We start from the raw sequence: 18344 nt of genomic DNA on the forward strand, positions 1-18344 counted from the left end.
CTTCATATGTGCACCTCCTTTAGCCTTAAAAGGCTCTGGGTTTAAAACCCGTAGAAGGATAGCTTAAGCTATCGCTCTGTAATATGGGAGGTGCATTTTCTTTTTCATGGTATCATTCTGGCTTGTCCAGAATCCTTCTTAAAGAACGATTCCCGACAAGCGGGAATGACACCTTCAGATTTTTCAATCCCTTTACCCCTTTAGAAAATTTCAGTGAAGCGAAGGAGGCTAAAGAAAAGAAGTGGGGTTTGGGGCAAAGCCCCAAAGGGAAGTACCCCTTAAAGGAATTTACACAAAATGATTGACACTACCCTGCTTTTTCACATATCTTTCTATGACAGATTCGTATTCAGGATTTAAGTTAATGAATCTTGCTCCATAACAGTATAAGCTACTGCCTGTTTTCATTACCCTCACTACCTCGCAGTCAGCCACTATGCGCTCCTCATAAGGCATAAAGAACGAGCATATGACAATATCTCCTTTTGCGAGGGTCTTGTCTGTCTCAATGAGGATACCTGATTTACTTATATCCTGAGATGTGCAGAAAAAAGGCTCGCTTCCGAATCTTCCCTTGATTGCGACCTTGATAAGCACCCTTATGTCTTTTCTTAAAGGGACATCGAGAAGGTTATGAACCTTTTCGAGAAGCTCTTCTCCTTTGAGAGGTCTTGTGATATATGTATTTGCACCACATCTTGCGCATCTTTCTATATCAGATGCTTTTTTGGTGCACACAATTATGATTGAGACCTTCTTAAGTGTCTTATCCTCTCTTATTGCCCTTGAAAGCTCATCCCCTGGCACCTCAGGCATATCGAGGTCAGCTATGATGATGTCCACCTTTTCGGTTTTATGGATTTCTAATGCCTCCCTGCCACTACTTGCAGTGAAGAGCTGAAAATCAGCCCTCGAGAGGATGTTTTTCTCTTGCTCTATAAATGGTCTTAGGTCATCTACTATGAGGATTTTCTTTTTCATATAGACAATTTTATTAGAAACCCGTTCTTTTGTCAAAAAAATGGAGATTATTTAGGCAGGGATAGTCTGTGATAGTTTATCCATATACTCTTGCCACTCTATTGGGAGCATGTATTTCTTTTTGTTATTACACCCCTTGCATGCAGGCACTATATTGCTCCTGATAGACCTTCCACCTCGGATGAGTGGGACAATGTGCTCCATCGTAAGCTCTGTGGGCTTAAATGTCACCCTACAGAAATAGCATACACCTGATGAGCGTTTCCTCTTCCACCACTGAGACGCCCTGAGCCGACGGGCAGACTCCTTTTCACGCCTTATGTCTTCAGTGCTGACTTCTGAGATGAACCCTCTCATATAATCCTATGATAACAGAAAATGATACTACGTAGAAACCAAGAATACAAATCTGAATAAGTTCAGCATGACATTTTTAAATGCACCCCCCTCATACGAAAAAACCGTGAAAAGCCTCTATCTGCTTACTAATCCCTTGATAACATTATAAATTACTGCCAATTCGTGAATCTCCATACTCCTCAGCTCGGATGAGATAGCCTCAAGATATTCTTTCTTCTGTTTAGCGATTTGTTTCTTATCCTTGAATATAATATGAGCCTTAAAATCAAAGAAATCTTTGACATCTACATGAAGAACATTTGCCAGCGACTCAAGGGTTCTGAAAGAAGGCTGTCCAACGCCTCGCTCTATCCTGCTTATATACTCCACGCTTAAGCCTGTCTTTTCAGCAATCTTTCCTTGCGTAAGTTTCAACGCCTTCCTGATATGCTTTACCCTTTTGCCTAACTGATTGGTGAGGCCTTCCATGCCCACCTCCTATTACCTTAGTCATACCGAATTATAGAAGGTAGAGGTGGTTAATTAAGAGAAACTGACAATACGATTTTTGTATTTTTCTTGACTTAATAGGTTCGATTATTTATACTTCTGTAGATTTGAACAACATTACAGCCAGGAGGGAGGTGAGAGAAAAGGGGGAGGTAGATGGTTAAGTGATTTAAGGGGTATAACTTCGTGGAAACACTTACATTATGCGTTTAAATCCTAAATCAGGAGGGAAAGATGAAAAAGGTTATTATGGCTGTTATTACGATTTTTATGGCGATGCTTGTTGCTACATCTGTATATGCACAAGATGCAAAGAGTTATGTTGACTTAAAGTTAGGTGCCTTCTACCCAAATCAGAAAGAGGATGGCTTAAAGGACTTTGATATAGGACCTAATATTGAGGCTGACCTTGGTTATAAGTTTAACAAAAACCTTGCAGGTGAGATAGGGATAGGTTACATTAGGACAACCGCCGAGTTTATATATGACCCAACAACAGGTGAGAAGGAAGAAGACACTGCCTCTGCAATACCCATCACCCTAACTGCAAAAGGCATACTTCCATTAGCAGGTGATAAGGTTGAGCTTTTTGCAGGTGCAGGACTTGGCTACTACTTTACTAAAGTTGAAGCGGAATATGTTTATCCCCCAAACCCTGTTTTCAATGATAGTGTCTCAAAGAGTAAAGGTGCTTTTGGCTACCATGTTGTAGGTGGTGCTGACTACAATATTACCAAAACAATTGCCTTGGGCTTTGAGGTAAAATGGTTTTCAGTAAAGCCTGATTATGGCACAGTAGTATCCGCTGGCGGCAGTTCTCTGGATATAGGAAAAGTTGAAGGTGGAGGTGTAATCACAAATCTTGCCTTAAAGTATAGGTTTTAGTAAGAGGATGTCTTTCTAACCCTCCTTCAACTGGTGAAGAAAGACTGAAGGTGGGCGGGCATATGCCCGCCCACCGCTTAGAATAACTCTCCACTTCACAGTGATTTATGGATTGGTGTAAGGTAGAACGAAAGTCTATTTTTCTATCTTCTCTATAAAGACTCTTGCTGATTTGAGGGCAGCTTTTATCATGTCTACATCTTCCAGCAATCCTCTATAATAACCTGCTATATGCAATTCCTTATATAGTTTCTCAAATTCTTTTGCGAGCTTGCCATTACGCACAGTTAAATATTTTTTTATCATCCCCCTGTATCCCTCAACCGATTGTGGCAAGTCCTTTTGGTCTACGCCTCTATTGATTAGATATTCATCAATTGCTTTCAATATAGCGAGATATGCGGTCCCGCATGCTTCCTGCACATACTTGACATCGGTGTAGGCATTATCCTCAATGTTCGCTGATTTAAGGATCCCCCTTGCATTATTTAAATATCTCATGGCCTCTTTCATATTTTATTTTACCTCATCTGCATGGATTTTTAAAACCTAATCTACGAGCCTCTGCATTATTTCTCTGCATTACCTTCCCTTTTTTATCTCCTCTTCCCTCATGAATTTTTTATAAAGCACCTCCCATTCAGGAGAGCCCTCAGGGAGCTTTCGAGAGAAGGACTCAAGTTTTCGCCTCACTAACTTATCCATATCCTCGCCTATTTTTAGCTCAGAGGCTATTACATGCTTTATTGCCCTTCTTACATTGCCTTCTTCGTCTTTAAGGGTTATAAGGTTTTTATCGAGGAGTCCTTTCAGTAGGACATGCGAGAGGTGGGTGACTTTCTCGGCTTTGAGCATCAAAGCACAATGTCCCTTTCTTTAACGAGCTTTTGCTTGGTAAGCTCAAAGAGCCTTTTATAGTCGAGCCTTCCCCTGTCTATCTGTGCCTCGTGCTTTTTAAGTAGCTCTCTAACTTCTTCGTTGAGCCTATCTTCTACCATAAGCTCATTCATTATAATCGCCTCTGTCTCTGAGATAAGGGTTTCCTCCGAGGCACGGGGCTCAATGAGGTCAACATCCATTAGGTGTAGGACAATCTTTTTTGACATGGTTTTTACCCATGTCTTTGGGATTCTCATTTACCTCTCTACAGGTGACAGTAAGACTGCGCTTCTTGCCCTTTTAATTGCTTCTGTAAGGGCACGCTGATGTTTTGCGCACACACCTGTCATTCGCCTGGGAAGTATCTTACCTCTTTCGGTAAGAAAGCTTCTCAGGGTTTTTATATCCTTGTAGTCGATAAACTCTACTTTTTCGGAGCAGAACCTGCAAAACCTTCTTTTTTGCAGAAATTTTCTTTGCCTCAATCATACCTCCTAAAATGGCTCTATATCCGTAATCTCCTCTGGAGGAGTCATATCCGGCTGGGCTGTTGTCTCGGCTGAAGACCTTTTTGAAAGAAATCTTACTGTCTGGGCAACAACCTCGAATTTGCTTTTTTGCTGTCCTTCGGATTCCCATCTGCGCTCCTGAAGCCTTCCTTCCACGAGCACAGAACTACCCTTGGAGAGGTATTGGCTTACAGACTCTGCCTGCTTGCCAAACACCACTACATCTATAAAAAGCGTCTCGTCCTTCATGGTATCTGACTGTTTGTATTTTCTGTTTACTGCTATTCTGAATGATGAAACAGGCGTGCCTTGTGGCGTGTATCTCAGCTCAGGGTCCTTTGTGAGATTCCCTATAAGGATGATTCTATTATACACCGGTGTTATTGCCCTCCTTCTGGTGTCACAGGTGCTGTTTCTTTTTCCTTAAGACCTGAAAGTGCGGCATCTGCCTGCTTTTTCTCCAGCCTTATAACCATGAACTTTATAACTGGGTCAAAGACCTTGTAGTAGTCCTCTAATTTCTTGATAAGAGATGGCGGTGACTTGAATAAAACAAGGACATAAAAGCCTTTGCTGTGCTTGTTTACCTCGTATGCGAGCTTTCTTCTTCCCAAGAGGTCTGTCTTTAGTATCTCTCCACCAGAGCCTTCTATAAGGTCTTTTATTTTAGAGACCGACTCTGAGATGGCTTCCTCGGTAAGGGATGCATCTAATATGATGATATTTTCGTAGATATTCATCTAACCTCCTCATGGATTTTCTCCGGGTCTCTTGGACCCTGCCATTTGGCGAAAAGCCCTTCTATCTTATCCCGAATTCGGGACAAGACAGGAGAGCAAGGAGTTAGATTTTATAACACATTTGAATCGTTAAAATCAAGAAGATTCTAAAACTGTCCTGCCAAAGTGATAATGTCCTTCAGAATGACACTTTTAGGGTTCAGCATATTGACCATCCTGGTTTCAAACTATTATAATGGTGGCAGATTCAGGGGAAAAGGAGGTAAACATGTTTCAGGGCTCTATGGTTGCAATAGTAACGCCTTTTAAGAATGGTAAACTCGATGAGAAGGCATTAGAGAGACTCATAGAATGGCACATTAAGGAGGGCACGGATGCCATAATACCATGTGGTACAACAGGGGAGTCTGCGACATTGGATTACGACGAGCACTACAGGGTCATAGAGATAACGGTTAAGACAGTGGCAGGAAGAATCCCTGTTATTGCAGGCACAGGAGCAAACTCAACTGACGAGGCAATAACCATAACAAAGAAGGCAAGAAACCTTGGGGCAGATGGTGCACTGCTTGTGTCTCCTTACTATAACAAGCCCACTCAGGAGGGACTCTACCTGCACTATAAGGCTGTTGCGGACTCGGTAAAAGGCTTTCCTATTGTCCTTTATAATGTCCCTGGAAGAACTGCTGTAAATATACTGCCACAGACAGTGGCAAGGCTTGCAGAGATTAAAAACATAGTTGCCATAAAGGAGGCAACAGGGGATATGAAACAGGTAAGCGAGCTAATGAGACTCACTCAGGGCAGAATCACAGTGCTATCAGGAGATGACTTTACTACATTTCCGATGTATGCACTTGGTGGAAAAGGCTCGATATCCGTGTCTGCAAACATAGCCCCACGGGATTCGGCTCTGATGTGGGATGCATGGCAGAAAGGAGATATCTCTGAGGCAAGAAGGCTTCATTATAAGATGGAGCCCCTGAACACCTCGATGTTCATAGAGACAAACCCCATACCTGTAAAGACCGGGCTTTCTCTTATGGGTAAAATCAGGGAGGAATTCAGGCTTCCGCTTTGCAAAATCTCGGATGCAAACAAGGAAAAACTTAAAAAAGTTCTAAAGGACTATGGACTGATTTAGTTTACATTTCAACCTGCAATTGGACATAATAATTCATGCAGTTATACCTAAGAGTTGGCGACAGGGTGAAGCACAAGAGATATAAAACCTGGGGCATGGGAGAGGTAATAGAGGAGATGCACTCAAGCCTCGATGGAGGCACATGCATTGTGAGGGTCATATTTGAAGACGGCATCGAAAGGTCTTTTCTTAACGACCTTGAAAACACCCTTTGCTGTCGATATATGGGCTTAATATTTGCAGGAAAAGACCTGCTTAACCTTTAAAGACAATGAAAGGCTCGTTAGTATTTGAGCGGATTTCAAGTCCAATCGGTTTTCTCTATGTAGTTTTTTCTGGAAAACACTTAGTTAAGCTCGCATTGGAAAAACCAAAGGGCATAAAGGCTGGAGAAGTCCCGGGCTCATTTAAAGAGGAACTCATGGCTTATTTCGAAGGAAGGTCAAGGGAGTTTCATCAGGAGATGGTTTTCCTTAGCGGAACCGATTTCGAAAAAAAAGTCTGGCTTACGCTTAAGGATGTGCCTTATGGACAAACGAGAACATATAAGTGGCTTTCGGAAAAAATAGGCAAGCCCAAAGCCCATAGGGCAGTTGGTCAGGCACTTTCTAAAAACCCAATATCCATAGTGCTTCCCTGCCACAGGATTATCGACTCAGACGGGCATATCGGAGGCTACTCATCAGGCATTGACATTAAAAGAAGATTGCTTGAACTGGAGTATTACTATTCAGAGGATATATAAGCTTTTTTTCCCTGAATATAGTGCATAAGAAATGCAGTGAGGACCGAAAGGATAAAGCCTATAAGTGTTCCTGTTATAACCATGGATGTCCTTTTGGGCCTTAGCCTGTTTTCAGGAGGTATTGCCTCTTCTATCACCTGTATTACTGCAGAGTCTCTTGCCTCATCGAGCCTTGCGACTTCGTATTGTTTGAGGAGAATCTCGTAAATCGCCTCGCTGTATTTAAATTCCCTCAGCCTTCTTATATACTCTGTGCCAATAGCAGGTATCTTTCCTGCTGGCATGAGGGATTCCGGGTTATGACCACTGCCTTTGGTTTCAAGCTTGTTTAATTCTGCCTTAAGACCCCTTATCTCTTCTTCAATCATCTGTATGTCGGGATTATACTGGGTTGCATAAGTTCTCATTACCTTAAGCTCTACTTCTTTTCCTGAAATCCGTGCCCTAAGCTCCGAAACACTGCCTATCACTGCGGTTGCCTGCTCATCCATCCTGATTGCACCTGTTTTTTCCTGAAACCCTCTGAGGGACTCCTCTGCCTTTATAAGGCTTTCCTTTGCGGACTTTAACTGCTCCTCGAAGAAAAGTCTTCTTTCGCCTGCCTCTGTTACAGCAAGATTAAGTATTAGGCTTTTTAGCTCCTCTACGAATGCATTCGTAAGAGAGGCAGACATCTTTGGGTCTTTGTGCTCTACGCCAATAGTCAATATTCCGCTTTTTTTATCGTCATAAGTCTTCAGTGCCATAAGAAGGGAATCCCTTGTGGACTGAAGGCTCGTTGTCTTATTGCTATGGAGATCGAACCTTTCTATTATTTTGTCGAGGACAGGTCTGCTTTTAAGAAGGGCAGTATAGAGGTCATTTGTTGTCTTTATGTTTAAGCCCCCAATGGCAATGCCCGGAACACTGCTTAACTGACTTAAAACCTGCGAGGCAGTATTAGGGCTTGTCTGGCCCGAAGGCAGGAGGAGCTTTGCCTCTGCCTTATATACCTTTGGCATGAGAAGGCTGATGAGGGCAGAAAGTAGGCTGGCTATGAGTGTCATACTGATAATAAGCTTTTTTTGCTTCAAAGCTACTGTTAGATAGTCAATTAGGCTTATCTCGTCTCCTGCCTGCACATATCCCTCTAAAAATGCCTAAAAATGATAGTTCATCCCTAAGACAACCATGCTTATGTTTTCCTTGTTTCCATTCGTGCTTTTTAGCCATGCTGTCCTCAGTCCTGCCTCTATGTCCATATTGCCCTCGATGAGCCTGACTCCCAACGATGCCTCATGCTTTGATGCATCGAGGCTGTCTGAAAGATTGTGTCTTTCCCTGTCATATGAGACATAAAACCTGCTCATTGTCTCAGGCATACGATAATTCAGCTCGAAGAATATATCTTCTGAGTCTCCTCCCATGTGATGACCAATCGTTCTTCCTTCATATGTATAGCCTGAAGTGTAAACATGGTGGCTATACCAGACATTTGGAGAGCCCTTGACATGGGTAGTGGCATATTCTGCCCTGAAATCTATATTTTCTATGCTGAGAATTCTTGGTAAGTAAATGCCCCCGAGGTATGCCCATTTAGAGGGCAGTCCGTTTGCCTCATCCTCGCCAGCTGCCTCGAGATATATCTGCATAGGTTGCCATCTAAATGGTAAGATAAGTTTTACATCTCCACCTGCCTTCTGGTCGCCTGCCTCTCTGCCTGCATTGTTTTCTCCCCTACCTATAAAGCTATTAAGCCATGTCTTAGGGGACTCTGACCTGCCTTCACCTCCAAGAATGGCTGTCCTTTGAAGCCCAAGCTCAAGATACTGGATGGGCTTAAAATTAAACCTGAGCCCCCATAAGTAAGGCTCTGGAAAGTCCCTTTCCTTTTCAAGTCTCGATACAAACACTGTAAATCTGAATGGTCCATGTATGAATGGCAGACGAGCTGGTTTGGGGTTTGTAAGCTTGAGCATCTTCACTGGCTCGGCATTCGTAGAAAGGAGTAAGGCTCCATGGTATCCAGGCCCCCACCACTCAGAGTCCTTTCCAATCTCAAGTTCAAGCCCCAAGAACCCGAAAGTTACATATCCCCTCCTAAGCTTAATGCCTGCCTTCTCCGAGGAATATCTTATCTCGGGGTTGGCAAACACAGAAAGCCGACCATACTCTGCCATTCCCGAAAGCCCAAGCCTCACATTCGTGCCATTTCTATAAGAGTCTCCATCGTTGTTATAGCTCAGTTCTTGGGCATCTCTGTCTGAGTAAATGAGCCTTCCATATGCTGTGTCAATAGGCTTTAGATATTTCCGAGACCCGACCTCTGCCTTAAATTTCTTCTTAAGGGAGCTAATCACGGCTGATATAAATGGGCTTTTCTTAGCCTCTGATTTCTCTGCCTCCTTTATAAGCCTTGCCACCTCTTTTTTTGTCATAGGCTTTGTTGTAAGAAGCCCGCTCTTAATAATCCCCTCTGCCTCTAAGATTAATAGCAAATCATATGTATCCTCGTCTTGAGAGACATTAGTTCCGTATGCATCCGTAATGAATCCCAATAAGGATATGACAATCAGCCCTTGCCTAAAATACGACAATCAGTACTCCTGCTGACACTGCAATCTGATAAAGAATCTGTGTTATGTCCCTTATATTTCTCATCCATGCAATCCTCTGGAGTCTTTCCGGGATAACTATCGTATCTCCTGCCTCTATGTCTTCGAAGATACCAAAGAACCCGCCGCCTGGTCTTGTGGCAGTTCCATCTGCCTTTAGAATATATATACTGCTTTTTTCTGCATTCTTTGTATACCCGCCTGCAAGGCTGATATAATACCTGTAGTCTTTGCCTTTGTCATAGATAAATGCGCTCTGGTTATAAACCGCGCCCACAACCTGAACAGTCAACGGGTCTCTTGGAACATAGATGGAGTCATCTTCTTCGAGCTCTATATCGTAAGGGGTTTGCATTAGCACATCAGGCTCTGATACTTTAAGGGCAATCCTGCCTTTTGCCTTTATTGTCCTCAGGGCTGAGATAAACCGCATTTTCTGCTCTGCCTCGCTCTGTAGTATTTTAGCCTCATCAGCAGAAAATGCGGTTGCAACCTGAGAGGTCTCAACAGACAAAAGCTCCCTTTCGAGCCTTTCTGCTATCTCATTAAGCCTTTCTTGCTGAAACTGCTTAACGCTCTGCCTTATAAACTCAGTGCCTTTAAGATATGCCTTCTCGGTAAATCCGCCTGCCCTCTTTATAATGGAAGAAAGCCTCTCGCCTTTCCTGATTGTATATTCACCCGGAAACCTGACCTCGCCTGCTATGCTTACTGTCTTATAAAGCCCCCATCCAGGGACAGCTCGGATAAAAATATAGTCGTTCATCTCAAGGGATAGATCATGCTCCGTGTCGCCCTTAAGTGCCCTTAGAAGGTCAATGACAAACACCTCTATTTGAGGTCCATTAGGGGTGACATTGAGCCTTGTAAGCTCTGCCTGCTCTGAGGCATAATAAAGCAGTCCGCCTGTTAGGGAGATTACATTGCTTAACCTCGTTACACCCGGAATAATCCCATATTCTCCCTCATTTGCCACTGCACCTGTGACAAAGACAGTGTCTTTTGCCTCTGTAACGGAAAACACCTTTATCAAATCCCCGTCCTTAAGGATAAGGTTTTTCTCAGGGTGAGCTTCTAACCCAATCAGGTCTCCTTCGAGGATGGTTTTGAATTGATGGTCTTTGATCCTTTGAACCTGCACCCTTCCATTAAATGCAACACATATAAGTCCTCCTGCCATCTCAAGCACATCAGAAAGTCTGCTCTCTGTCTTTATCTCGTATATCGCAGGGTTTCTGACATTTCCCGAGACTGCAACTAATTGTCCGACCACAGGGATAAAGATTACATCCTCTGGCAGGAGCCTTACATCTTTTGTCTTATCTCCATTTAGAAGAAACTCATACATGTCAAACTCAGAAATGGTTTTTCCTCCTCTTTTAAGCTCTATCCTTCTCATAGTGCCTGTTTTTGAAGGGCCTCCTGCCTCAAAAAGTGCATTCACAAGGGTTGAAAGGGCTGAAACAGTGTAAGCCCCTGGCATTCGGGCATTGCCCATAACATAGACCCTTATGGTCCTTAGAGAGCCCATGCTTACATTCATTTGAAACCCTGTGTAGTATTTTGAAAACTCCTTATAGATAAGCTCTTTTAGCTCATTAAATGTAAGCCCAGTAACACCGAATGTGCCAATCCTTGGCAGGGTAATATTGCCGTCCCTGTCCACAAAGACACTCCATAGCCCCTCAACATTACCCCAAACAGCTATCTTTATCTCGTCCCCGATACCTAAAACATAATTAGGGCCAACAGGTACGGTCTCAACTGGTGCAAACGAGGAAGGGGGCTTGGCAAAAAGCTTATAGCCAAATTGTCTGAGGTCAGTTGAGATTGTCGATGCGTTCTTGACGCCTGAGATATATTGCTCGAATTGAGATAGCTCTTCTTCTAACTCTACCACCTCAGGACCTTCTTCCTGCCTCAGGGCTTTACTTTCAGGCTCTAAGGTTGTTTTCTCCTCTGGCATTACTGTGTTTTGTAGCCCCGAACTAATGGAAATCGTCTTGACCTCTGAAAAAGCAGGCATAAATAACCCTGTTAGAAGTAAAAGACTAATTATGAAGGTTGTCCGTCCCATATAGCAACTTTTGGTTTTGTTAGTGATTATACCACAACTTGAAGGCGTGTCAACTGGAAAATAACTGGTTTTTATGTTATCATAATAAATATCTTTAACTGCTTTTCAGTCGGAGGTACGATGCTTAAAGGAGAAATAAAAGAAGCCCTCTTTTTGCTTGGACAAAGGATAGGGTCCCTGAGAGGTTATCTTTGATGTCGAGAAGCTCAAAGAGGAGATAGCCTCTATAGATAAAGAGCTTTCTAAAGAAAGCTCCTGGTCAAGCCTTGAAAAGCTACGCAGACTTAAAACACAAAAGGCATCCAAAGAGGACATTTTACTGCCATTTTTCGCTCTGACAGAGAGGTTTTCCTACCTTTCCTCTACCTTAGATGTGCTTGAGGAAGAAGGCGGCGAGGTGTTCCTCGAGGAAATAGAAAGGGGGGTTTTAGGGCTCAGCCGCTCTGTAGAGGACCTTGAGCTCCGTCACCTGCTTCAAGGAGAGTTTGACAGAAACAATGCCATTATCACGATTCACCCAGGTGCAGGTGGCACCGAGAGTCAGGACTGGGCACAAATGCTTATGCGCATGTATCTCAGATGGGCAGAAATGCATGGTTATGAGACTACTATCATTGACCTCCTGCCTGGGGAGGAAGCAGGAATTAAAAGCGTTACCATGACTGTTAAAGGCACCTATGCCTATGGATATCTGAAAGGTGAAAAAGGTGTGCATAGATTAGTCAGAATATCTCCTTTTGATGCAAATAAAAGAAGACATACTTCCTTTTCCGCAGTTCTTATCTACCCTGAAATCGAAGACGAAATACAGGTTGGTATAAAAGAAGACGACCTGAAGATTGACACATTCAGGGCATCTGGTGCTGGAGGACAACATGTAAATAAGACCTCTTCTGCCGTAAGAATCACTCACATCCCTACAGGTATAGTCGTCTCTTGTCAGAACGAGCGCTCACAGCATAGAAACAAAGAGGTTGCCTTGAAAATTCTTAGGGCAAGACTTTATGATATGGGACTTAAGGAGAAGGAGAGAAAACTTGATGAGACAATGGGTAATAAGAAAGGCATTGCATGGGGCAGTCAGATTCGCTCCTATGTGATCCAGCCTTATAGACTCGTTAAGGACCATAAAACAGGAATGGAAATAGGCAATGTGGATGCCGTGTTAGATGGAAAAATTGATATATTTATAAATGAAGCACTTAAAATTCGTAAGGATAAAGTCTCTCTACTAACTCTTTAATATATATAAAAAGTGTTAGAAGTAGTAGTAATAGTTGATAATGTGAAAAAATGCAGATTTACTATAAAAGATACAGTATTGCCATGTTTGTAAATGTGTTTACTCTTAATCGAGTAATGAACATAGAAGGACCAAAAGTAGAATATTAAAAAGATACTGACAAAAACAACCGCATTTACTTATAATAAGCAGTAGGGAAAAATTTACTATAAGGGGAAATCCCAACATCTGTTGGGAAATTGTTGGTAATTTTATAAATGGAAATCGAAAAGCTCTGGGAAAAAAGTCTTTCGGAAATAGAAAGTAAGGTTGGCGGGAGCATATTTGAGCTCTGGTTTAAATCCTCAAAACTTACACAACTCAAGGAAGGACAGGTCACGGTTGAGGTTCCAAACAGATTTTTTAAGGAGTGGATAGAGGACTATCATCCTTCGGTAATAGCCGAGACACTGACAGGGATTCTCGGCAAACAGGTGACTGTAAAATACAAGGTTGCCGAAAAACAGGTGAGCGAGATAAAGAGGCTCGATGCAAGGCTCGAAAGCAGAAGGACAAGACTTGCAAGTAAGGGAATCTATTTAAACCCTAAATACACCTTTGATAACTTTGTCGTAGGACCATCTAATCAGTTTGCCGGAGCCGCTGCAAAGGCCGTCTCTGAGTCCCCCGGGACAGTGTATAATCCGCTTTTTATTTATGGAGGCGTTGGTCAAGGAAAGACCCATCTTTTGAGTGCAATCGGAAACTTCGTTGTAGACAGAAAACAGGACTTCAATATCCTTTATGTCTCCACAGACCAGTTCATAAGCGAGGTCGTCTCTGCCTTCAGGGTGGGAAAAACAGAAGACCTAAAGAGTAAATACAGAAGCCTTGACCTTTTCCTAATGGACGATGTCCAGCTAATGGAGAATAAGACCGCAACGCAGGAAGAGCTTTTTCACACCCTGAATGTGCTTTATGAAAGACAGAAACAGATTGTGCTTTCAAGCGACAGACCTCCAAAGGAGATAAAATCCATGACAGACAGACTGCGCTCAAGATTCGGCATGGGGCTTATTGCAGACATCCAGCCCCCTGAGCTCGAGACAAAGATTGCAATAATCCACAAAAAAGCAGAGGCAGACAAGCTGACCCTGCCAGGGGATGTTGCGCATTTCCTTGCCACAAAGATAAAGTCCAACATCAGGGACATAGAGGGATGCCTTATCAGGCTCGGCGCCCACTCCGCACTTACAGGAAAACCCATAGACATGGCAACTACAAAGACGCTCCTTAGGGATGTCATTGCAGAGGATGAAAGGGCACTCACCGTGGAGACCGTCCTTAAGACAGTGGCTGAGTATTTCGGTCTTAAGCCAAACGATATGAAGGCGAAGAAAAGGACAAAGGACATTGCATCGCCAAGACAGGTAGCCATGTACCTGAGCAGAGAGCTCACGGATGCCTCCCTAAGCGAGATAGGCAAGGGCTTTGGCGGAAAAGACCATGCAACCGTTATTTATGCGTGCAAGCAGATCGAAGGCAGAAAAACTGTGGATGAGAACTTTAACAGGCTGATCGAAAACTTTATAAATAAACTAAAGCCATAGGAGGGAATATGAAACTAACGGTTCCAAAACAAGAGCTTCTCGAAAAACTCTCGGATATTCAGAATGTAGTGGAAAAGCGAAATACAATGCCAATCCTGAGCCATTTTCTTTTAGAGGCAAAAAAGACAAAAGGCTCTTATATCATGGCAACCGACTTAGAGACTGCCATAAAAGAGCCAATTGCCCTAAGCGTCGAAAAAGAAGGCAGGCTCTCTATACCAGCAAGAAAGCTCTTTGAAATCGTAAGGGAGGTCGACGGAGACATCTCCATAGAGTCAGAGGATGGCAACTGGATAAGGGTCAAGGCAGGAACTTCAAACTTCCGTCTCGCATGCCTTCCTCCTGAGGATTTCCCCGAATGGCCAAAGATGGAATCAGGAGAGGAGCTTCAAATAGAGGCAAAGATGCTTTCCGAGATGATAGAAAAGACCATATATGCGGCAGGCGAATCGGACACCCGATATACCCTCAATGGCATCCTATTTCACATCCACGAAGGCACATTTACGGCTGTAGGCACGGATGGACACAGGATGGCTGTGCTCAGTAAAGAAACAACCCCGGTTAAAGAGGAGAAAAATGCCATAGTGCCCAGAAAAGCCGCAGGTGAACTAAGAAAGTTCCTTGACAAAGACGGAGCTGTGTCAGTCACCATTGGGAAGAACCATGTCCTTTTTAAAGTAGGAGAGATTACCTTCCTTGCACGCCTGATAGAGGGCACTTATCCAAACTATACCAAGGTCGTCCCGACTGAAAACGAAAAGAAGCTCCTAATCGATAAAGAGGCTGTTATAAAGGCACTAAGAAGGGTTGCAATAATGAGCAGGGAAAGAAGCTCTGCCGTAAAGGCGGACATCTCAAAAGGCATGCTGACCCTTACAACCTCCAATCCAGACTTAGGCGAGGCATCCGATGAGGTCAATATTGACTATAAGGGCGAGGACTTGACCATCGGGTTTAATGCAAGATACCTGCTCGATGCTTTGTCTGCTATCTCGACCGATAAGGCTGTCTTTGAGCTTCATGACCAGCTAAGCCCAACCCTATTAAAGGAAGAGGGCTCCGAGGCATATAAGTGCGTTGTCATGCCTATGAGGCTATAGGAAGCTGTGCTAGAATTCTTTTAAGAAACCATAAAAGGAGGCAAAATCATGCCTACAGTCACAGAAGATAAAAAGGTAAGCGATATGACTGTCAAAGAGCTTAAGGCACTTATAAAAGATGCTGTCCTTGAAACACTTGACCCTGATTATGGGCTTGAGCTAAGACCTGAAATCATTGAGGAACTAAAGGAGTCAATAAGGCAGAAAGAGCGGGGCGAGGGAATCCCCCTTGAGAAAGTTAAAAAGCAATTAGGGCTTAAGTGATTCATGTATCGTGTAATCATCCTGCCTATTGCCCTAAAAGACCTATCTAAACTTGACAAAGCCGTAGCCCAGAGAGTTTCAGATAAACTTACATGGCTTCAAGAAAACATTGAGGCTATCAATCTCCTACCGCTTGCAGGAACTTTTTCCGGCTTTTATAAACTCAAAATTGGCGACTATCGGGTCATCTATGAAATCAGCCATAAGGAAAAGGTTATTACAGTTCACAAAACAGGGCATAGGAGAGAGATTTATAGATAGCGTCTCTTAGCTACAATGCCCTTCTAATGAAAAGTCCTGCCACAAAGAAGTAGTCATTTAAGTTATAATAATTATATGGAAGAAAAAACAGTAAATAACGGCATAGAGACATACGGGGCAGAGGATATAAAGATTCTGAAGGGCTTAGATGCCGTTAGAAAAAGGCCTGCCATGTACATAGGCTCGACAGGTCCAGAGGGGCTTCATCATCTTGTCTACGAGGTAGTCGATAACTCCGTTGATGAGGCACTTGCCGGGTTCTGCACTGACATAAATGTGATACTCCATCACGATGGCTCATGCACTGTCATAGACGATGGAAGGGGCATACCCACAGGACTACACCCAGGAGACCCTGAAGGCAGGTCTGCGGCTGAGATTGCCCTTACAGAGCTACATGCAGGCGGAAAGTTCGAGTCAAAGGCATACAAAATCTCAGGCGGGCTTCATGGAGTCGGAGTCTCTGTTGTCAATGCCCTTTCAGAGTGGCTTGAGATGGAGATAAAGCAGGAAGGACAGGTCTATCAACAGCGATTCGAAAGAGGTGTGCCTGTAGGAAAGCTTTCTACTGTCGGAAAGACAAAAAAAAGAGGCACAAAGATTACCTTCAAGCCTGACACAGAGATTTTCGGAGTCGAGGAGTTCGGCTATGATATCCTTTCACAAAGGCTCCGTGAGCTTGCATTCCTTAACAGGGGACTTAGAATCTCCCTGCATGATGAAAGGGCTGATAAAAAGAACGAGTTCCTTTATAAGGGCGGAATCGTCTCCTTTGTCGAGCACCTGAATAAAAACAAAACACCTGTGCACCCAAAGCCTGTTTATATATCAGGCGAAAAAGAAGGCATTTCCGTAGAGGTCGCACTTCAGTATAACGATAGCTATACAGAGATAATCTACACATTTGCAAATAACATAAACACAAAAGAAGGCGGAACCCACCTCATAGGCTTTAAATCAGCCCTTACAAGGACTGCAAATGCCTATGCCACATCCGCAACTGCATTTAAGACAGTAAAGGAGACACTAAGTGGCGAGGACATAAGAGAAGGCTTGACTGCAGTGATAAGCGTTAAGCTTCCGAGCCCGCAGTTCGAGGGTCAGACAAAAATGAAGCTTGGAAACACAGAGGTAAAGGGCACCGTAGAGTCTATCGTAAACGATACCCTCGGTGCATTTTTCGAGGAAAACCCCTCTATCGCAAGAAAGATTATTGACAAGGCAATTCAGGCATCGAGGGCAAGAGAAGCCGCAAGAAAGGCAAGGGAGCTTACAAGAAGAAAAGGCATACTCGAGGGCACAAACCTTCCCGGAAAATTAGCTGACTGCTCGGAAAAAGACCCTGCCCTGAGCGAGATATTCATCGTAGAAGGAGACTCTGCAGGAGGCTCTGCCAAGATGGGCAGGGACAGACGCATACAGGCAATCCTTCCTCTCAGGGGAAAGATTCTCAATGTGGAAAAAGCAAGATTTGACAAGATGCTTACATCAGAGGAGATTAGAATCCTCATATCTGCCCTGGGCACAGGCATCGGCACAGAGGACTTTGACATCTCAAAGGCAAGATACCACAGAGTCATACTCATGACCGATGCAGACATAGATGGTGCACATATCAGAACACTGCTTCTGACATTTTTCTTTAGACAGATGCCAGAGCTCATAGAGAGGGGCTATCTCTACATCGCACAGCCACCTCTCTATAAGGTCAAAAAGGGAAGAGTAGAAAAATACATTCAGAACGACACAGAGCTTACAAATATGCTCTTTGAGCTTGCCTCGGAAGAGGTAGAGCTTTCAGTAAAAGGACAGCTGAGAAAAGGCAAAGCTCTTATACCAACACTCAGACTGATTATGAAATTCGACAGACTCAACGAGTGGTTTGTGAGAAGGCGCAGGGACCCCGACTTACTACGCATGATGCTTTCAAAAGGCATAAATAAGGATGTGCTTAAAGACAAAGAGAGGTTTCATGGGTTTCTCGAGGATGTCAAAGAACTGCTTCCAGACAGCCGTATCAGCGAGACAACCTTTGACGAGGAACACGCCAGCTATGCAGTTGAGATTAAAAGGCAGAACTATAAGGTCAGCCTTGATGCCGAATTTCTCTCCTTGCCTGAATTCAGGGAGCTCGAAAAACTCTATCAGGGCATAAGGGAGATGGGCCCTCCTTACGCCATAAGAACAAAGGACAATGGCTTAATAGAGGTTGAGACGACCAGTAGCCTCTTTGAGCATATACTTGCCGCTGCAAAGAAAGGCTTAAGCATCACAAGATATAAAGGACTTGGAGAGATGAACCCAGAACAGCTCTGGGAGACCACGATGGACCCCGAAAAAAGAACCCTCCTTCAGGTTGCCACAGAAGACTCGGTTCAGGCAGACAATATCTTTACAATTCTTATGGGAGACCAGGTCGAGCCAAGAAAAGAGTTCATTACAAAACATGCCTTAGAGGTAAGGTATCTGGATGTCTAAAAG

22 protein-coding genes are annotated in these 18344 nt (G+C 43.6%); 10 read left to right on the forward strand and 12 right to left on the reverse strand.

Annotated elements, in window-relative coordinates; genetic code table 11:
• Positions 1–288: 288 nt before the first annotated feature.
• The 3 genes from HY805_07210 to HY805_07220 form a co-directional block, all read right to left on the reverse strand.
• Positions 289–981 carry a response regulator gene (locus HY805_07210; protein ID MBI4823998.1) on the reverse strand — a complete coding sequence of 231 codons (693 nt, stop codon included), beginning with the start codon at positions 979–981 and terminating at the stop codon, positions 289–291.
• A 51-nt stretch (positions 982–1032) separates the two neighbouring features.
• Positions 1033–1338, reverse strand: a complete 306-nt coding sequence (locus HY805_07215; protein MBI4823999.1) for an HNH endonuclease — start codon at positions 1336–1338, stop codon at positions 1033–1035.
• A 117-nt stretch (positions 1339–1455) separates the two neighbouring features.
• Positions 1456–1809: a helix-turn-helix transcriptional regulator gene (locus HY805_07220; protein ID MBI4824000.1), complete on the reverse strand. Its 354-nt coding sequence runs from the start codon at positions 1807–1809 to the stop codon at positions 1456–1458.
• Positions 1810–2064: 255 nt separating this feature from the next.
• Here HY805_07220 and HY805_07225 point away from each other — a divergent pair, with 255 nt between their 5' ends.
• Entirely contained in the window at positions 2065–2715 is a 651-nt protein-coding gene (locus HY805_07225; protein MBI4824001.1) for a porin family protein, read from the forward strand.
• A 135-nt stretch (positions 2716–2850) separates the two neighbouring features.
• On the opposite strand, the gene HY805_07230 is transcribed toward HY805_07225, so the two are convergent.
• The 6 genes from HY805_07230 to rpsF all read right to left on the reverse strand — a co-directional run bounded on the left by HY805_07230 (position 2851) and on the right by rpsF (position 4843).
• Complete coding sequence (locus HY805_07230; GenBank protein MBI4824002.1) at positions 2851–3228, reverse strand: DUF5618 family protein; 378 nt, start codon at positions 3226–3228, stop codon at positions 2851–2853.
• Between the two features lie 69 nt (positions 3229–3297).
• Positions 3298–3570, reverse strand: coding sequence for a DUF507 family protein (locus HY805_07235; GenBank protein MBI4824003.1), 273 nt, complete (start codon positions 3568–3570; stop codon positions 3298–3300).
• Positions 3570–3851, reverse strand: coding sequence for a DUF507 family protein (locus HY805_07240; protein ID MBI4824004.1), 282 nt, complete (start codon positions 3849–3851; stop codon positions 3570–3572). The genes HY805_07235 and HY805_07240 overlap by 1 nt, the downstream gene beginning before the upstream one ends.
• Positions 3852–4079 (reverse strand): 30S ribosomal protein S18, encoded by a 228-nt coding sequence (locus tag HY805_07245; GenBank protein ID MBI4824005.1) that lies wholly within the window; start codon positions 4077–4079, stop codon positions 3852–3854. It lies immediately after the preceding gene.
• Positions 4080–4088: 9 nt separating this feature from the next.
• Entirely contained in the window at positions 4089–4478 is a 390-nt protein-coding gene (gene ssb, locus HY805_07250) for a single-stranded DNA-binding protein (protein MBI4824006.1), read from the reverse strand.
• Between the two features lie 5 nt (positions 4479–4483).
• On the reverse strand, positions 4484–4843 hold the full coding sequence (gene rpsF, locus HY805_07255; GenBank protein MBI4824007.1) for a 30S ribosomal protein S6: 360 nt from the start codon (positions 4841–4843) through the stop codon (positions 4484–4486).
• Positions 4844–5111: 268 nt separating this feature from the next.
• Between rpsF and HY805_07260 the strand changes: the two genes are divergently transcribed.
• From HY805_07260 to HY805_07270, 3 genes are all read left to right on the forward strand, one after another.
• The gene (locus HY805_07260; protein MBI4824008.1) at positions 5112–5987 is read left to right on the forward strand and encodes a 4-hydroxy-tetrahydrodipicolinate synthase; all 876 of its coding nucleotides are present in this window, start codon (positions 5112–5114) and stop codon (positions 5985–5987) included.
• Between the two features lie 95 nt (positions 5988–6082).
• Complete coding sequence (locus tag HY805_07265) at positions 6083–6253, forward strand: hypothetical protein (protein MBI4824009.1); 171 nt, start codon at positions 6083–6085, stop codon at positions 6251–6253.
• Between the two features lie 5 nt (positions 6254–6258).
• Positions 6259–6732, forward strand: a complete 474-nt coding sequence (locus HY805_07270) for a methylated-DNA--[protein]-cysteine S-methyltransferase (protein ID MBI4824010.1) — start codon at positions 6259–6261, stop codon at positions 6730–6732.
• On the opposite strand, the gene HY805_07275 is transcribed toward HY805_07270, so the two are convergent.
• From HY805_07275 to HY805_07285, 3 genes are read right to left on the reverse strand one after another with little or no spacing between them, the layout of a single operon-like run.
• Positions 6714–7853 (reverse strand): hypothetical protein, encoded by a 1140-nt coding sequence (locus tag HY805_07275; GenBank protein ID MBI4824011.1) that lies wholly within the window; start codon positions 7851–7853, stop codon positions 6714–6716. The genes HY805_07270 and HY805_07275 overlap by 19 nt on opposite strands.
• Before the next feature lie 18 nt (positions 7854–7871).
• Positions 7872–9308, reverse strand: coding sequence for a capsule assembly Wzi family protein (locus HY805_07280; protein ID MBI4824012.1), 1437 nt, complete (start codon positions 9306–9308; stop codon positions 7872–7874).
• The gene (locus HY805_07285) at positions 9295–11352 is read right to left on the reverse strand and encodes an SLBB domain-containing protein (protein MBI4824013.1); all 2058 of its coding nucleotides are present in this window, start codon (positions 11350–11352) and stop codon (positions 9295–9297) included. The genes HY805_07280 and HY805_07285 overlap by 14 nt, the downstream gene beginning before the upstream one ends.
• A gap of 171 nt (positions 11353–11523) precedes the next feature.
• Here HY805_07285 and prfB point away from each other — a divergent pair.
• The 6 genes from prfB to gyrB all read left to right on the forward strand — a co-directional run bounded on the left by prfB (position 11524) and on the right by gyrB (position 18341).
• Positions 11524–12646 (forward strand): peptide chain release factor 2 gene (prfB, locus tag HY805_07290; GenBank protein MBI4824014.1). Its coding sequence is split into 2 segments (ribosomal slippage): positions 11524–11583 and positions 11585–12646, totalling 1122 coding nucleotides; the frame shifts between segments, so codons are not numbered across the junction.
• Between the two features lie 257 nt (positions 12647–12903).
• On the forward strand, positions 12904–14235 hold the full coding sequence (gene dnaA / locus HY805_07295) for a chromosomal replication initiator protein DnaA (protein ID MBI4824015.1): 1332 nt from the start codon (positions 12904–12906) through the stop codon (positions 14233–14235).
• An 8-nt stretch (positions 14236–14243) separates the two neighbouring features.
• On the forward strand, positions 14244–15338 hold the full coding sequence (gene dnaN, locus HY805_07300; GenBank protein MBI4824016.1) for a DNA polymerase III subunit beta: 1095 nt from the start codon (positions 14244–14246) through the stop codon (positions 15336–15338).
• Positions 15339–15386: 48 nt separating this feature from the next.
• Positions 15387–15602: a hypothetical protein gene (locus HY805_07305; GenBank protein MBI4824017.1), complete on the forward strand. Its 216-nt coding sequence runs from the start codon at positions 15387–15389 to the stop codon at positions 15600–15602.
• A 3-nt stretch (positions 15603–15605) separates the two neighbouring features.
• Positions 15606–15863, forward strand: a complete 258-nt coding sequence (locus HY805_07310) for a type II toxin-antitoxin system RelE/ParE family toxin (protein ID MBI4824018.1) — start codon at positions 15606–15608, stop codon at positions 15861–15863.
• Positions 15864–15938: 75 nt separating this feature from the next.
• A complete protein-coding gene (gyrB, locus tag HY805_07315) occupies positions 15939–18341 on the forward strand; it encodes a DNA topoisomerase (ATP-hydrolyzing) subunit B (protein ID MBI4824019.1) in 2403 nt (800 codons plus the stop codon).
• Positions 18342–18344: the final 3 nt, after the last annotated feature.

Source organism: Nitrospirota bacterium, from assembly GCA_016207905.1.
GTDB lineage: Bacteria > Nitrospirota > Thermodesulfovibrionia > Thermodesulfovibrionales > JdFR-86 > JACQZC01.

Excerpts from the sequence above, each read along its gene's own strand:
- HY805_07210 (MBI4823998.1), bottom strand. The coding sequence starts at position 981 with ATGAAAAAGAAAATCCTCATAGTAGATGACCTAAGACCATTTATAGAG.
- HY805_07215 (MBI4823999.1), bottom strand. The coding sequence starts at position 1,338 with ATGAGAGGGTTCATCTCAGAAGTCAGCACTGAAGACATAAGGCGTGAA.
- HY805_07220 (MBI4824000.1), bottom strand. The coding sequence starts at position 1,809 with ATGGAAGGCCTCACCAATCAGTTAGGCAAAAGGGTAAAGCATATCAGG.
- HY805_07225 (MBI4824001.1), top strand. The coding sequence starts at position 2,065 with ATGAAAAAGGTTATTATGGCTGTTATTACGATTTTTATGGCGATGCTT.
- HY805_07230 (MBI4824002.1), bottom strand. The coding sequence starts at position 3,228 with ATGAAAGAGGCCATGAGATATTTAAATAATGCAAGGGGGATCCTTAAA.
- HY805_07235 (MBI4824003.1), bottom strand. The coding sequence starts at position 3,570 with ATGCTCAAAGCCGAGAAAGTCACCCACCTCTCGCATGTCCTACTGAAA.
- HY805_07240 (MBI4824004.1), bottom strand. The coding sequence starts at position 3,851 with ATGAGAATCCCAAAGACATGGGTAAAAACCATGTCAAAAAAGATTGTC.
- rpsF (MBI4824007.1), bottom strand. The coding sequence starts at position 4,843 with ATGAATATCTACGAAAATATCATCATATTAGATGCATCCCTTACCGAG.
- HY805_07260 (MBI4824008.1), top strand. The coding sequence starts at position 5,112 with ATGTTTCAGGGCTCTATGGTTGCAATAGTAACGCCTTTTAAGAATGGT.
- HY805_07265 (MBI4824009.1), top strand. The coding sequence starts at position 6,083 with ATGGGAGAGGTAATAGAGGAGATGCACTCAAGCCTCGATGGAGGCACA.
- HY805_07270 (MBI4824010.1), top strand. The coding sequence starts at position 6,259 with ATGAAAGGCTCGTTAGTATTTGAGCGGATTTCAAGTCCAATCGGTTTT.
- HY805_07285 (MBI4824013.1), bottom strand. The coding sequence starts at position 11,352 with ATGCCTGCTTTTTCAGAGGTCAAGACGATTTCCATTAGTTCGGGGCTA.
- dnaA (MBI4824015.1), top strand. The coding sequence starts at position 12,904 with ATGGAAATCGAAAAGCTCTGGGAAAAAAGTCTTTCGGAAATAGAAAGT.
- dnaN (MBI4824016.1), top strand. The coding sequence starts at position 14,244 with ATGAAACTAACGGTTCCAAAACAAGAGCTTCTCGAAAAACTCTCGGAT.
- HY805_07305 (MBI4824017.1), top strand. The coding sequence starts at position 15,387 with ATGCCTACAGTCACAGAAGATAAAAAGGTAAGCGATATGACTGTCAAA.
- HY805_07310 (MBI4824018.1), top strand. The coding sequence starts at position 15,606 with ATGTATCGTGTAATCATCCTGCCTATTGCCCTAAAAGACCTATCTAAA.
- gyrB (MBI4824019.1), top strand. The coding sequence starts at position 15,939 with ATGGAAGAAAAAACAGTAAATAACGGCATAGAGACATACGGGGCAGAG.